The sequence below is a fragment of the Bradyrhizobium sp. KZN70725 genome, assembly GCF_055264925.1.
Window position 1 is genome coordinate 1 of record NZ_JBUYWT010000108.1, and the last position, 11191, is coordinate 11191.

At 65.4% G+C, this 11191-nt stretch carries 16 protein-coding genes and 1 pseudogene; 3 read left to right on the forward strand and 14 right to left on the reverse strand.

Going from position 1 to position 11191, the window contains the following annotated elements; all coding sequences use genetic code 11:
- Positions 1-162: 162 nt before the first annotated feature.
- The 4 genes from ACZBJS_RS40970 to ygfZ all read right to left on the reverse strand — a co-directional run bounded on the left by ACZBJS_RS40970 (position 163) and on the right by ygfZ (position 2902).
- A complete protein-coding gene (locus ACZBJS_RS40970) occupies positions 163-669 on the reverse strand; it encodes a tyrosine phosphatase family protein (protein ID WP_316393669.1) in 507 nt (168 codons plus the stop codon).
- 120 nt (positions 670-789) lie between these two features.
- The gene (locus tag ACZBJS_RS40975) at positions 790-1401 is read right to left on the reverse strand and encodes a YfbR-like 5'-deoxynucleotidase (protein WP_463440198.1); all 612 of its coding nucleotides are present in this window, start codon (positions 1399-1401) and stop codon (positions 790-792) included.
- On the reverse strand, positions 1398-2024 hold the full coding sequence (locus ACZBJS_RS40980) for a DNA-3-methyladenine glycosylase I (protein WP_057014934.1): 627 nt from the start codon (positions 2022-2024) through the stop codon (positions 1398-1400). Before ACZBJS_RS40980 ends, ACZBJS_RS40975 begins: the two co-directional genes overlap by 4 nt.
- A complete protein-coding gene (ygfZ, locus tag ACZBJS_RS40985) occupies positions 2021-2902 on the reverse strand; it encodes a CAF17-like 4Fe-4S cluster assembly/insertion protein YgfZ (RefSeq protein WP_316393671.1) in 882 nt (293 codons plus the stop codon). The genes ACZBJS_RS40980 and ygfZ overlap by 4 nt, the downstream gene beginning before the upstream one ends.
- A 127-nt stretch (positions 2903-3029) precedes the next feature.
- Here ygfZ and ACZBJS_RS40990 point away from each other — a divergent pair, with 127 nt between their 5' ends.
- Positions 3030-4364: a dihydroorotase gene (locus tag ACZBJS_RS40990; protein WP_316393672.1), complete on the forward strand. Its 1335-nt coding sequence runs from the start codon at positions 3030-3032 to the stop codon at positions 4362-4364.
- 65 nt (positions 4365-4429) lie between these two features.
- Here the strand turns inward: ACZBJS_RS40990 and ACZBJS_RS40995 are convergent, their stop codons facing one another.
- The 5 genes from ACZBJS_RS40995 to ACZBJS_RS41015 all read right to left on the reverse strand — a co-directional run bounded on the left by ACZBJS_RS40995 (position 4430) and on the right by ACZBJS_RS41015 (position 6921).
- Complete coding sequence (locus ACZBJS_RS40995; RefSeq protein WP_028332620.1) at positions 4430-4696, reverse strand: hypothetical protein; 267 nt, start codon at positions 4694-4696, stop codon at positions 4430-4432.
- Between the two features lie 155 nt (positions 4697-4851).
- Positions 4852-5508, reverse strand: a complete 657-nt coding sequence (locus ACZBJS_RS41000) for an HAD family hydrolase (protein WP_316393673.1) — start codon at positions 5506-5508, stop codon at positions 4852-4854.
- Positions 5498-5875 (reverse strand): TIGR02301 family protein, encoded by a 378-nt coding sequence (locus tag ACZBJS_RS41005; protein WP_028332618.1) that lies wholly within the window; start codon positions 5873-5875, stop codon positions 5498-5500. The genes ACZBJS_RS41000 and ACZBJS_RS41005 overlap by 11 nt, the downstream gene beginning before the upstream one ends.
- Before the next feature lie 83 nt (positions 5876-5958).
- Positions 5959-6378, reverse strand: a complete 420-nt coding sequence (locus ACZBJS_RS41010) for an NUDIX hydrolase (RefSeq protein WP_316393674.1) — start codon at positions 6376-6378, stop codon at positions 5959-5961.
- A 42-nt stretch (positions 6379-6420) separates the two neighbouring features.
- Positions 6421-6921: a hypothetical protein gene (locus ACZBJS_RS41015; protein WP_057014940.1), complete on the reverse strand. Its 501-nt coding sequence runs from the start codon at positions 6919-6921 to the stop codon at positions 6421-6423.
- Between the two features lie 62 nt (positions 6922-6983).
- On the opposite strand from ACZBJS_RS41015, the gene ACZBJS_RS41020 reads away from it, so the two are divergent.
- Entirely contained in the window at positions 6984-7745 is a 762-nt protein-coding gene (locus ACZBJS_RS41020; protein WP_057014941.1) for an SOS response-associated peptidase, read from the forward strand.
- A gap of 171 nt (positions 7746-7916) precedes the next feature.
- Here the strand turns inward: ACZBJS_RS41020 and ACZBJS_RS41025 are convergent, their stop codons facing one another.
- From ACZBJS_RS41025 to ACZBJS_RS41035, 3 genes are all read right to left on the reverse strand, one after another.
- The gene (locus ACZBJS_RS41025) at positions 7917-8312 is read right to left on the reverse strand and encodes a RidA family protein (protein ID WP_076824036.1); all 396 of its coding nucleotides are present in this window, start codon (positions 8310-8312) and stop codon (positions 7917-7919) included.
- 4 nt (positions 8313-8316) lie between these two features.
- Entirely contained in the window at positions 8317-8796 is a 480-nt protein-coding gene (locus ACZBJS_RS41030; RefSeq protein WP_168857499.1) for a DUF6691 family protein, read from the reverse strand.
- Between the two features lie 68 nt (positions 8797-8864).
- Entirely contained in the window at positions 8865-9302 is a 438-nt protein-coding gene (locus tag ACZBJS_RS41035) for a YeeE/YedE family protein (RefSeq protein ID WP_316393676.1), read from the reverse strand.
- A gap of 207 nt (positions 9303-9509) precedes the next feature.
- Between ACZBJS_RS41035 and ACZBJS_RS41040 the strand changes: the two genes are divergently transcribed.
- Entirely contained in the window at positions 9510-9944 is a 435-nt protein-coding gene (locus tag ACZBJS_RS41040; protein ID WP_028332611.1) for a hypothetical protein, read from the forward strand.
- 146 nt (positions 9945-10090) lie between these two features.
- Here the strand turns inward: ACZBJS_RS41040 and ACZBJS_RS41045 are convergent, their stop codons facing one another.
- Entirely contained in the window at positions 10091-10606 is a 516-nt protein-coding gene (locus tag ACZBJS_RS41045; protein WP_316393677.1) for a mismatch-specific DNA-glycosylase, read from the reverse strand.
- A 488-nt stretch (positions 10607-11094) separates the two neighbouring features.
- Positions 11095-11191: pseudogene (locus tag ACZBJS_RS41050) on the reverse strand (IS5/IS1182 family transposase); the annotation flags it as partial.

The following is an 11191-nucleotide window of genomic DNA, read 5'->3' on the forward strand; positions in this document are numbered from 1 at the left end:
GTCGAGCCGATATCCCCAGAAGCATCGAAATCCTCGTGCCGCCAGAGAACTTGCCGATCCTAAGCTGGCTCGGTATCAAACCGTCAAAATCACTGTGACGAGCCACTAGTAGTGCCGTGAGGAGGACCGGAAGTTCAAGCGATCGGGCGTGACCGGCCGCGCTTAGTCCAGATCGATGCGGAAGGGCCGGCCTTCGACGCTCATACTGCCGGGACCCATCGCGTCGAGTGCGCGCAGCATCCGGCCCTCGCGCCCCAGCGCCTTGTCGGCGAGGCTGACGATCAGCCGGTTGGGAGCCGCGATCGGCGAGGCCTCGCGGATCATCCGGGCGATGGACATTTCGTCGCGGTGCGGGTTGAGGGCGCAGACCGTGACGAATGCGCTCGCGGTCGAACGGCTGATGCCGGCGTAGCAATGCACCACCATCGGTGCTTGGCGATCCCAGCCGCGCACGAAGCTCAGCACCTTCTCGATATGCGACTCGTTGGGCGCAACGAATCCGTCCATCTGTTCGATGATGTCGTCCATCGACACTTTCAGGTGGTTGGCCGGCAGCACGGAAGGCGGCCGCTGCACCTGGTCGACATTGGCCATCACAGTCAGCACATGGCTGGCGCCGGTGGCGCGAACCGTGTCGGAGAGTGCGGCAAGCGAGCAGACGTGAAGCATGATGGTCCTTCTATCGGGGGTGCCGGATTATAACGGCTGCTCCCGAACGGGCAAAGGCGGGGGTGCCATGCCGATTCATCGTTTTGCGGCGCAACCGGCGGCACGTCTTTCGGTGCCGCCCTAAGAGGCGTGCAATGCCTTGAAGCGCTCGAGAAACTGCTTTTCGGCCCGCGCGGCGGTCCATGGCGTCAGATAGTCGCGCTCGGTCGCTTCGGGCAGTTCCGGATCGCGGCCGAACAGCCGCTTGGCCTCGGCTCGCGAAAATCCCGCCAGATGCGTCGCCTCGAGATACGCGGCGCCGCGATCGGCGGCCTTGATCTGCTGGGTGATCTCGTCCGCCAGCACGGCGGGCAGGCCGAAGCGGATATGGATCGCGCCGAGCAGCCGCTTCTCCACCGCCTTGTATTCGCCTGACAGCACCGCCTTGAACGGTGAGATCATGTCGCCGATGACGTATTCCGGTGCGTCGTGCAGCAGCGCCGCGAGACGATGGCGGATGTCGACGCGCGGCATCTGCTGGCGCATCACGGCTTCGACCAGCAGCGTGTGCTGAGCCACCGAGAAGATGTGCGCCCCGCTGGTCTGGCCGTTCCAGCGCGCGACCCGCGCCAGTCCATGCGCGATGTCGACGATTTCGATATCGAGCGGCGACGGGTCGAGCAGGTCCAGCCGGCGTCCCGACAACATCCGCTGCCAGGCGCGGGTTGTCTCCGTCGATTTGCGCGCCGTCATTTCTTCTTGAGTCGCGGTGTGCGGAGCTTGCCGCTGCAGCTCTCGTGGCAGAAGCAGGTCACGAGGTGATCGTTGACCATGCCGGTCGCCTGCATGAAGGCGTAGACGATGGTGGGACCGACGAACTTGAAGCCGCGCGCGCCGAGCTCCTTCGAGACCTTGATCGAGACCGGCGTCGAGGCCGGCACGCTCGCGGTGGTCTTGAATTGATTGACCTTCGGCTTGCCGTCGACGAAGTCCCACAGGAAATTCGAGAAGCCGGGGCCTTTCTCCATGATCTCCAGATAGCCCTTCGCACTCGCGACCGCGCCTTCGATCTTGGCGCGGTTGCGGACGATGCCGGCATCGTTCATCAGCGCGTGCACCTTCTTGGCGTTGTAGCGCGCGATCTTCTCGGGCTGGAAATCGTCGAAGGCTTTGCGGAAGTTCTCGCGCTTGCGCAGGATCGTGATCCAGGACAGACCGGCCTGGAAGCCGTCGAGGATCAGCTTTTCGTAGAGTGCGCGGTCGTCATATTCCGGCACGCCCCATTCATTGTCGTGATAGGCGACGTAGAACGCATCCTCGCCCGGCCAGGGGCAGCGCGTCTTGCCGTCGGGATGCAGCTGCGCGGTACGGCTCATGCGACGGTCTGCTTGGGTGTGATGCGGACGGCGTCAGGTTCGGCGAGGTGAAGCGACAGCCCGCCCGCGGTCAGCGCCAGGCCGGCGTCGAGCGCATCGGCGACGCGGTCGATGCGGACCAGCGCGAGACCCTTCTCGCCGGCGGTCGAACCGATGGTGCCGACCTGCTTGTCGCCAGCCAGGATGGTAGCGCCGGCTTCGGGCGCGGGGCCGTCGAGGACGATCTTCACCGTGCGGGTGCGCGCCGTGCCGCGGTGCTGCATGCGCGACACCACCTCCTGGCCGACATAACAGCCCTTGTCGAAATCGACGCCGTTGAGGCGATCCATATTGGTCTCGTGCGGGAAGGCGTCGCCATACATGAAGTCGAGCCCGCCGCGCGGCACGCCGGTGGCGATCCGATGCGCCTCGTAGGCGTTGGAGTCGACGAGATCGGCACCGATCAGCTCAGCGAGCTTCTGCTTCAAATCTTCCGGAATCAGGATGCGCCAGCCGAGCGCTGGGTTGCGCGGATCGGCGAACGCGAGATCCGGCGTCGCCGCCGGCTCGCCATCCCAGGCCGCCAGCACACCAAGGCTGTCGGACAGGTTCTCGACCACGACCTTGGCGCGCAGCTTGTAGAAGCCGAGCTTGTCGGCAAGGCCCTTGGCGAGCGCGCGCGGCGCATCGATCAGGAAGCCGCCGCCGTGGCCGGCGGGTATCTCGGTGATCAGGAAATCGACGATGATCTTGCCCTGCGGCGTCAGCAGCGCGCCGAACCGGGCCTGTCCCGCGCGCAACTCGGCGATGTCGGCGGTGATGAGGCCGTTGAGGAAGTTGCGGGCGTCCTCGCCAGAGACCTTGACCACGCCCCGATCTGGAAGAAACGCTGCTTTCATTCGCAAAATTGGCTCTTTTCCAAGTTCCTTGGGAAACGCGCAGGCCGCGATATCCCCTGCCAAGCTAAGGCGCTACAGTGCGCCGAACAAGGCCCGCGCGACAGCCGAAAGCGGGCGTCGAGGACCGATGAATCAGCATTTTGACACCATTCTAAAATCCGGCACCGTGGTCAATCAGGACGGCGAGGGCGTGCGCGATATCGGTATCGCGGGCGGCCGCATCGCCGCGATCGGCTCGCTCAGTCAGGCCTCGGCCGGCGAGGTGATCGACTGCAAGGGCCTGCACATCCTGCCCGGCGTGATGGACACCCAGGTGCATTTCCGCGAGCCCGGGTTGACCCAGAAGGAAGACCTCGAGACCGGCTCGCGCAGCGCGGTGATGGGCGGGGTCACCGCCGTGTTCGAGATGCCGAACACCAATCCGCTGACGGTCACCGAAGCGGCCTTCACCGACAAGATCAAGCGCGGCCGCCATCGCATGCATTGCGATTTCGCGTTCTTCATCGGCGGCACCCGCGAGAACGTGCAGGATCTGCCGGAGCTCGAGCGCGCCCCGGGCTGCGCCGGCGTCAAGGTGTTCATCGGCTCCTCCACCGGCGCGCTGCTGGTCGAGGACGACGAGAGCCTGCGGCGGATCTTCCAGGTGATCCGGCGCCGCGCCGCGTTCCACGCCGAGGACGAGTATCGCCTCAACGAGCGCAAGCCGCTGCGGATCGAGGGCGATGCTCGCTCGCATCCGGTGTGGCGCGACGAGACCGCCGCGCTGATGGCGACCGAGCGCCTGGTCAATCTCGCGCGCGAGACCGGCAAGCGCATCCACGTGCTGCACATCTCGACCAAGGACGAGATTCTGTACCTGCGTGACCACAAGGATGTCGCCTCCTGCGAGGCGACGCCGCACCACCTCACCATGGCCGCGCCGGAGTGCTACGAGCGGCTCGGCACACTGGCCCAGATGAACCCGCCGGTGCGCTCGGCCGATCACCGCGCCGGCATCTGGTACGGTATCGAGCAGGGCATCATCGACGTGCTCGGCTCGGATCACGCGCCGCATACGCTGGAGGAGAAGGCCAAGACCTATCCGGCCTCGCCGTCGGGCATGACCGGCGTGCAGACGCTGGTGCCGCTGATGCTCGATCACGTCAATGCCGGGCGGCTGTCGCTGGCTCGCTTCGTCGATCTCACCAGCGCGGGGCCTGCGCGCCTGTTCAACATCGCCTGCAAGGGCCGCATCGCGGCCGGTTACGATGCCGACTTCACAATCGTCGACCTGAAGCGCAGCGAGACCATCACCAACAAATGGATCGCCTCGCGCGCCGCCTGGACGCCTTATGACGGCGTGCGGGTGCAGGGCTGGCCGGTCGGCACCTTCGTGCGCGGCCGGCGGGTGATGTGGCAGGGCGAAGTCACGACGCCATCGACCGGCGAGCCGGTTCGGTTCCTCGAGACGCTGAAGCCGTAGGTTCGCGTTTGACGCGTTTTCTTGACGCGAACCGGCGGCCCACTTCGCTCGAAAACGCTATCGTTTTACTGTCGGGCCAGTGCCAGCGAGAACTCGCCGTTGCGCACGCGCGCGGCGAGGCCCTCGGCGAATTTCGCCACCGCGTCCTCGCCATAGGTGCCGACCAATTCGGCCAGCGCCGCGAACAGGCTCGCCTGCGCGAGGCAGTCGCCATCGACGCCGTCGTGACGCGCTTCAGCCCAGGCCTCGTTCAGGTAGCCCAGCGCGGCCTGCTTCTGCTCGTGGTCGGGTCGCGGGTCTTGGTGATGGGGGAAGGACGCTGGATGGCGCATGAAACTCTGCAAATTGACAGCGCGCGGTCCGAGGAGCGAACCACTGCGACGTGCGAGATGTATCACGCATGCAGGTACCGCCTAGCCCACATCTTTCGAAAAGGTTAACGGCGGCCTCGGCATTTAAAGGGGAATTCCGGATATCCGGGCCGCGATCAGCCGAATGAGCTGTGGATATGGTCCAGCACCGCGCGCGGCGTGGCGCACAGATGGCTGGCGCCGGCCTCGGTCAGCTCCTCGGGCGTGCCGTAGCCATAGGTGACGCCGACCGCCCGGATGCCGTTTCGATTCGCCCCGATCACGTCGTGGCTGCGATCGCCGATCATCAGGGATTTGGCCGGATCGGCCCCGGTCTGCGCCAGCGCATAGGTGAGCAGGTCGACCTTGTTGACCCGGGTTCCGTCGAACTCCGAGCCGAAAACGTGGTCGAAATAGTCGCCGAGGCCGAAATGCGCGATGATCCGCGTCGCGAACACATGCGGCTTCGAGGTCGCGACGAACATCCGGCCCGGTGCCCGGCGCAGCTCGGCCAGAACCTCCGCGATGTCGGGATAGACCGCGTTCTCGAACAGCCCGACATCGCCGAATCTTTCGCGGTAGAGCGCGACCGCGCGGTCCGCGAGCTCCTCGCCGCCGAGCAGCATCGCAAAGCTCGCCCTGAGCGGCGGCCCGATGCACCAGGTCAGTTCATCCTGCGAGGGAACCGGCCGGCCGAGCTTTTCCAGCGCGTACTGGATCGAGCCGGTGATGCCGGGCTTCGGGTCGGTCAGGGTGCCGTCGAGGTCGAAGAAGATCGCCCGTTCAGTTGGCATAGCGGGCCGTCAGGTCGCGGGAGATTTTCGAGCCCTCCTCGATGTAGCGGCGGATCGCTACCGTGGCCGCGGGCGTGCAGGTCCGGTAGGTCTGCTGGAAGCCGTTATAGCCGCGGTTGAAGCCCGCGATCATGCGGGCGCGGCGGTCGCCGGAGGGGGTCTCGGCATCGATCAGTGCCTGCATTTCGTTGCGCCATTTGGCGCCCTCGTTGGAGCCGCAGATGCCGCGCAGATAGTGCAGGGCGCCGAGGATCTCGGCCAGCCGCTGCAAATCGCCGTCGAACGGCGCAGCCGCGTCCTGCGCCCGGGCGGGCGTCGCAAGGCATGCCGACATCAGGATCACAACGGCGAGAAAGGCTTTGATCATCAGGGGTTCCGGAATGGCGGTGGTATGCCCCCTCAATGCGCCCGAGGCAAGGCGGCCGAGCCCCCCAAAGCCCCCCACGGGCCTCAAACCAGCCGCCGGGCGGCCGCAATCACCGCATGCAGGCCGCCGGTGACTTTAAGGTCGCCGATCTCCTCCGGCGCCAGCCATTTGAAATCGTCGTGCTCGTCGTTCAGGTGAGGCTCGCGGGACGCCCAGCGCGCCGCGAAGGTCATGATCAGATAGTGTCCGGTGCCGGGGCCGGTCGGCAGCACCTCGCGCCAGCCGGCGAGGCCGACGATCTCGACCTTGAGGCCGGTCTCCTCGTCGATCTCCCGGTGCAGGGCGGTATGCAGCGATTCGCCGAACTCGACCCGGCCGCCGGGCAGCGAATAGAAGCCCTTGCCGGGCGAGCGGGCGCGGCGCACCAGCAGCACCTTGTCGTCGCGGAAAATCACGCCTGACACGGCGAGCTGCGGGCGGATCGGAGGTTCGGGAGAGGTCAAGGTGATTAGCAGCCGGTTGTGAAGACCATCATGCCCGATATCTCAGGCGCCCGCCATGATGCTGTCGACATCGGCCTCTGCGGCGCCGTTGATGATGCCGGCGGTCTGCATCACCAGCGGCTTGACCCAGACGATCGCCTGCTCGGCGAGCGCGACCCGGCTCTTGTCCTGCTGCAATTGCCGCATCGCCGCCCCGACCTCGGTCAGGATCTTCGTCATGCTGTCGGTGAGCTGGTCGAATTCGGCCCGGATTGCGGCGTCCGCGGTCTCATAGGCCTCGATCGCGAGATCGCGTGCCCGGAAATTCGACGCGGTGAAATGCTCGGCATAGGACAGCGGCTGCCATTCGAGGAAATCGCTGGCGCATTCCGGCAGGTCCGGGACCATCTCCAGCAGCATGATGGCTTCGTTGAAGTGATTGAGGTAGTCGGTGGCAAGCCCGGTGCGGGGATTGATGTTGGCGGCGCGCAACAGCGCCGCCCGCGCCTCATCGGGGTACGTCGGTCGCGGGGAAGAGTCCGCTATGGCGGCCGTTGAGGTCATTGATCGCAGTCTTTAACGGTCCAAGTTAAGGCAGAATAAACGGATACCACTCTGGACGGCAAATGTGCGGACGCTTTGTCATAACCTCGCCGCCGGCGGCCTTGCGCGAGATGTTCGGCTATATCGAGCAGCCGAATTTTCCGCCACGGTATAATGTTGCGCCGACCCAGCCGATCCCGGTGGTGCTGCTGCAGAATGGCGGCCGGCATTTTCAATTGATGCGCTGGGGCCTGATCCCGTCGTGGGTCAAGGACCCCAGGACCTTCTCGCTCCTGATCAACGCGCGCTCCGAGACGGTGCGTGAGAAGCCGGCCTTCAAGAACGCGATCAAGCGGCGCCGGGCGCTGATCCCCGCCGACGGCTATTACGAATGGCAGGATGCCGGCGGCCGCAAGCGGCCGTTCTTCATCCATCGCCGCGACGGCCATCCGCTCGCCTTCGCCGCGCTTGCCGAGACCTGGATGGGGCCGAACGGCGAGGAGCAGGATACGGTCGCGATCGTCACTGCGCCGGCCAGTCCCGACCTCGCGCAATTGCATCACCGCGTGCCGGTCACGATCAGGCCCGAGCAATTCGCGCGCTGGCTCGACTGCCTGCCGAATGATGTCGACGACGTGATGCCGATGCTGAAGGGCCCCGAGGTCGGCGAGTTCGCCTGGCACCAGGTCACGATGCGCGTCAACGCGGTCGCCAATGACGATGCGCAATTGCTGCTGCCGATGACCGCGGATGAAATCGCCGCGGAGGACGCGCCGCAGCCGAAGAAGGCCGCGCCGAGAAAGGCGCCGGTGCGGGAGGACGACGGGCAGGGGTCGTTGTTCTGAGGGCTCACTGAACCGGCGTGATGCAGCGCGGATTTGCGTCAGCTCTCTCCACATCGTCGTCCTGGCCTTCGCCAGGACGACGATGAAGATGGACCTCGATTCAACCGGTGCGCAATTGCGCACCTGAGGGCTCGCGCCAAGTGGCGCGCTCCGGCATGACAGAGCCTGAGATCACCCCTTCACGTGTGCCACGCCCTCGATCTCGATCAGCATCTTTGGATTGGGCAGCGCCACCACCACGCAGGTGGTGCGCGCGGGGTAGGGGGCGGGGCCGAACGCGCCAGCATACAGCGCGTTCATCGTCGCGACGTCGCTCGCGCGCGTCAGCAGCACGTTGACCTTGACGAGATCGCGCATCGTCGCGCCCGCCTCGCTCAGCACGCGCTTGATATTGGTCACGACATTGGCGAACTGCGCCTCGAAGCCGTCGGGCAGCTCGCGATTGGCGTCAAAGCCGGGAATGCCGGAGATGAACAACAAATCGCCGACGCGGGCGCCGAACGAGAGTGGCGGCGCCTGGACGCCGGGCGGAGGAGGGAAGTGCTTGATTGTGGTCTTTTCAGTCATTGGGTCACCCGTCTGCGTGAGATGGAAGGGGAGAAGTTTCGATGGCGCGCGGTGCCGCTGCACGCCGGCGCCAAAGATTCCTGCCGAAGAGATTCTGGCCGATCATGCCTGCGAGCATCGCGAGAACGAAGACCACGATCGGTAGCGAGAGGCCGGCGAGATTGACCAGTGCCGGCCCGGGGCAGATGCCGACGAGGCCCCAGCCGATGCCGAACAGCACCGCACCGGCAACCAGCGGCGCATCGATGTCGGTGCGGTCGGGCCAGAGGAAGCGCGCCGAGAAGGCGGGGGCCGTGCGCCGCCGGGCGATCGCGAAGCCGGTTGCTGCGACCGCAACCGCGCCCGCCATCACGAAGGCGAGCGTCGCGTCCCACGCGCCGAACAGATCGAGGAAGCCGAGCACCTTCTGCGGATCGGTCATGCCGGAGATCAGAAGGCCCGCGCCGAAGATCAGGCCGCAGGCAAAACTGGCAAGCACCGCCATCGCTAAACCGCTCCTTGTTTGAGCATGATCCTTTCGGAAAAACCGCTTCGCACTTTTCCGGATCATGCTTAGCCTCCGATCCCGTGCCTGACGATTGCGACCGTTGCGATCGCCGTCAGGATGAAGATGCATGTTGCCACGATCGAACGGCCGGACAGCCGCGCGAAGCCGCAGACGCCGTGGCCCGAGGTGCAGCCATTGCCCATCCTTGTGCCGAATCCGACCAGCAGTCCCGCGATCGCGACCACCACAAGGCTCGCATTCATCGCCGGCCGCGGCAGCGGCGCGCCGAACAGCGCCGCAATCAGGGGCGCTCCGATCAGTCCCGCGATGAACGCGATGCGCCAGGAACGATCGGCGCTACGGTCGGCGGTATCGGCCTGCAGCGCGCCGCCGACGATGCCGGTGACCCCGGCGATTCGCCCGGTCAGCAGCATCAGCAGAGCGGCGGCAAGCCCGATCAGCGCGCCGCCGGCAAGGCCGGAAAGTGGGGTGAAATCGTGCATCGATGCAGATCCCTGTTGCGCAAACTCCTCAGCGATCCGGCAAAGCGGTGGGCGCGCATGCGCCAGTGGTCGCGCGGCTGCAGAGGCGATGATAGACTCCGCACCATCAGGAACAAGCGCAATCCCGCATGTTTCGCGGCATTTCAGCGATGCCGCCGGTCGGCTGGATTGCCGCGATTCGCTCTCACTTCGTCCGGAGAATCCCCCATGAAGTTGCCATCCGTCGCCCGCGCCGCGCTGCTCGCGCTGGCGATGCTCACCGGAACGTCCGCTGCCCTGGCTGACGAGGGCGCGGTGACGCTCGTGATCTTCAAGGGCGGCTGGGTGTTCGGCGGCTCCGCCGGCAAGGGCGTCATGACCTTCCACGGCCAGACCTATGGGCTCACGGCCGGCGGGCTGGACTATGGGCTCGTGTTCGGCGGCTCGCAGACCACGTTGCAGGGGCGGGTGCGCAATATCCGCCGTCCGCAGGATATCAACGGCGTCTATGCCGCGGCGGGCATGGGCGTTGCGCTCGGCGCCGGCGTGCGCGGCATCCTCTTGACCAACCAGAACGGCGCGGTGCTCGAATTGAGCGGCAAGCAGGTCGGGCTGATGGCCAATGTCGACCTCAGCGGGCTTGCGATCACGTTGAAGGAGTAGGGAGCGGTCTCGTAGCGATCTCGTAGGATGGGTAGAGCGAAGCGAAACCCATCGACTTCGGTGCGTCGGGAGAGATGATGGGTTTTGCGGAGTTTATCTCGGGCCGCGCTTTGCGCGGACCCGTTGGCTCTACCGATCCTACGATCCTACGATTCCGTGATCCACTCGGCGAGTTCGCGCCACGGCTGTAAGGTCCAATGACCCGAGGCCGCGCCGGATGGCGACGGCAGCACGAACACTTCGGGAAAGCCATTCACCGATGGCTGCCGACCGAGCACGAGCGCGTTGGTCGGCCTGTTGTAGAACAGGCTCGCCCCCTTCCTGCTGGTGAAGGCGACGGTGTTCGGCCGATAGGTCTCGATCTTCGTCCGGAAGCCCACCACGTCGAACGACTGCCTGTTGATTTCGTGATCCATCCCGGCGCCGGTCTTGGAGAGATCGGTGAAGCCGATGCCGAGCGCGAGCAGCGCCGCGAACTCGTCCGGCCGATAGCGCCGCGGCGTGATGCCGGCCTCATGCAGCGCACGCCAGAACCGGTTGCCGGGATGCGCGTAATAATGCCCGACGGCGGCCGAGCGCGTGCTCGCTGCGGTGCCGACGAACACCAGGCGCAGATTGGCGCGGAGCTGGTCGGGGAGGCGGTGGGAATTGTTCGCGGGCATCTGGGGGCTGAATAAAGTAATCACGCGTTGGCACATGACTTCACCTGGAATCGAGCGGCGAACTGCGCCTCACCTCTCCCGATTGCGGGCAGGGCAATCCGGTGTTTCCGCGCCGTCATGGCCGGCACAAGGCCGGGCATGACGAGTTTGTGGCGCTATCGAGCCCATATGCGATTGCCAGCACTCGCAGGGGAGGCGCGTTCCCAAAATATCGAAAACAACCCCATGCAAAGTACAAAGTAGCCGGCGGTGGCCGGCGTTCGACCAGGCTACTTGACACGTCGGGCAACTCACGGATATTTTCCAATATTCCGAAATCACGCAGGCGCACGCTCGCCTCCCGAGGCATATGGCATTCGTGCGCTTCTGTAAGCGACGTTTCCATGTCGTCGTGGCCGCCAGCCATATGCATAGCCCTGCGGCTTGCGGGGGGCAGTGCCGTCGCTGTCGTCATTCAAGCTAGTCCCGTCACGCGCTAGAGCCTGTCCTCAGTTGAGCAAGATGAAAGCTGAGGCCAAGTGGATGCCGGCGAGAAAGTTTCTGGCGAGTTTGTCGTAGCGGGTCGCGATAGCGCGAAAGTGCTTG

Coding starts and splice junctions, on each gene's coding strand:
- ACZBJS_RS41040 (WP_028332611.1), top strand. CDS start 9,510: ATGAAGTTGCCATCCGTCGCCCGCGCCGCGCTGCTCGCGCTGGCGATG.
- ACZBJS_RS41030 (WP_168857499.1), bottom strand. CDS start 8,796: ATGGCGGTGCTTGCCAGTTTTGCCTGCGGCCTGATCTTCGGCGCGGGC.
- ACZBJS_RS40975 (WP_463440198.1), bottom strand. CDS start 1,401: ATGACGGCGCGCAAATCGACGGAGACAACCCGCGCCTGGCAGCGGATG.
- ACZBJS_RS40990 (WP_316393672.1), top strand. CDS start 3,030: ATGAATCAGCATTTTGACACCATTCTAAAATCCGGCACCGTGGTCAAT.
- ACZBJS_RS41035 (WP_316393676.1), bottom strand. CDS start 9,302: ATGCACGATTTCACCCCACTTTCCGGCCTTGCCGGCGGCGCGCTGATC.
- ACZBJS_RS41020 (WP_057014941.1), top strand. CDS start 6,984: ATGTGCGGACGCTTTGTCATAACCTCGCCGCCGGCGGCCTTGCGCGAG.
- ACZBJS_RS41045 (WP_316393677.1), bottom strand. CDS start 10,606: ATGCCCGCGAACAATTCCCACCGCCTCCCCGACCAGCTCCGCGCCAAT.
- ACZBJS_RS41005 (WP_028332618.1), bottom strand. CDS start 5,875: ATGATCAAAGCCTTTCTCGCCGTTGTGATCCTGATGTCGGCATGCCTT.
- ygfZ (WP_316393671.1), bottom strand. CDS start 2,902: ATGAAAGCAGCGTTTCTTCCAGATCGGGGCGTGGTCAAGGTCTCTGGC.
- ACZBJS_RS41000 (WP_316393673.1), bottom strand. CDS start 5,508: ATGCCAACTGAACGGGCGATCTTCTTCGACCTCGACGGCACCCTGACC.
- ACZBJS_RS40995 (WP_028332620.1), bottom strand. CDS start 4,696: ATGCGCCATCCAGCGTCCTTCCCCCATCACCAAGACCCGCGACCCGAC.
- ACZBJS_RS40970 (WP_316393669.1), bottom strand. CDS start 669: ATGCTTCACGTCTGCTCGCTTGCCGCACTCTCCGACACGGTTCGCGCC.
- ACZBJS_RS41015 (WP_057014940.1), bottom strand. CDS start 6,921: ATGACCTCAACGGCCGCCATAGCGGACTCTTCCCCGCGACCGACGTAC.
- ACZBJS_RS40980 (WP_057014934.1), bottom strand. CDS start 2,024: ATGAGCCGTACCGCGCAGCTGCATCCCGACGGCAAGACGCGCTGCCCC.
- ACZBJS_RS41025 (WP_076824036.1), bottom strand. CDS start 8,312: ATGACTGAAAAGACCACAATCAAGCACTTCCCTCCTCCGCCCGGCGTC.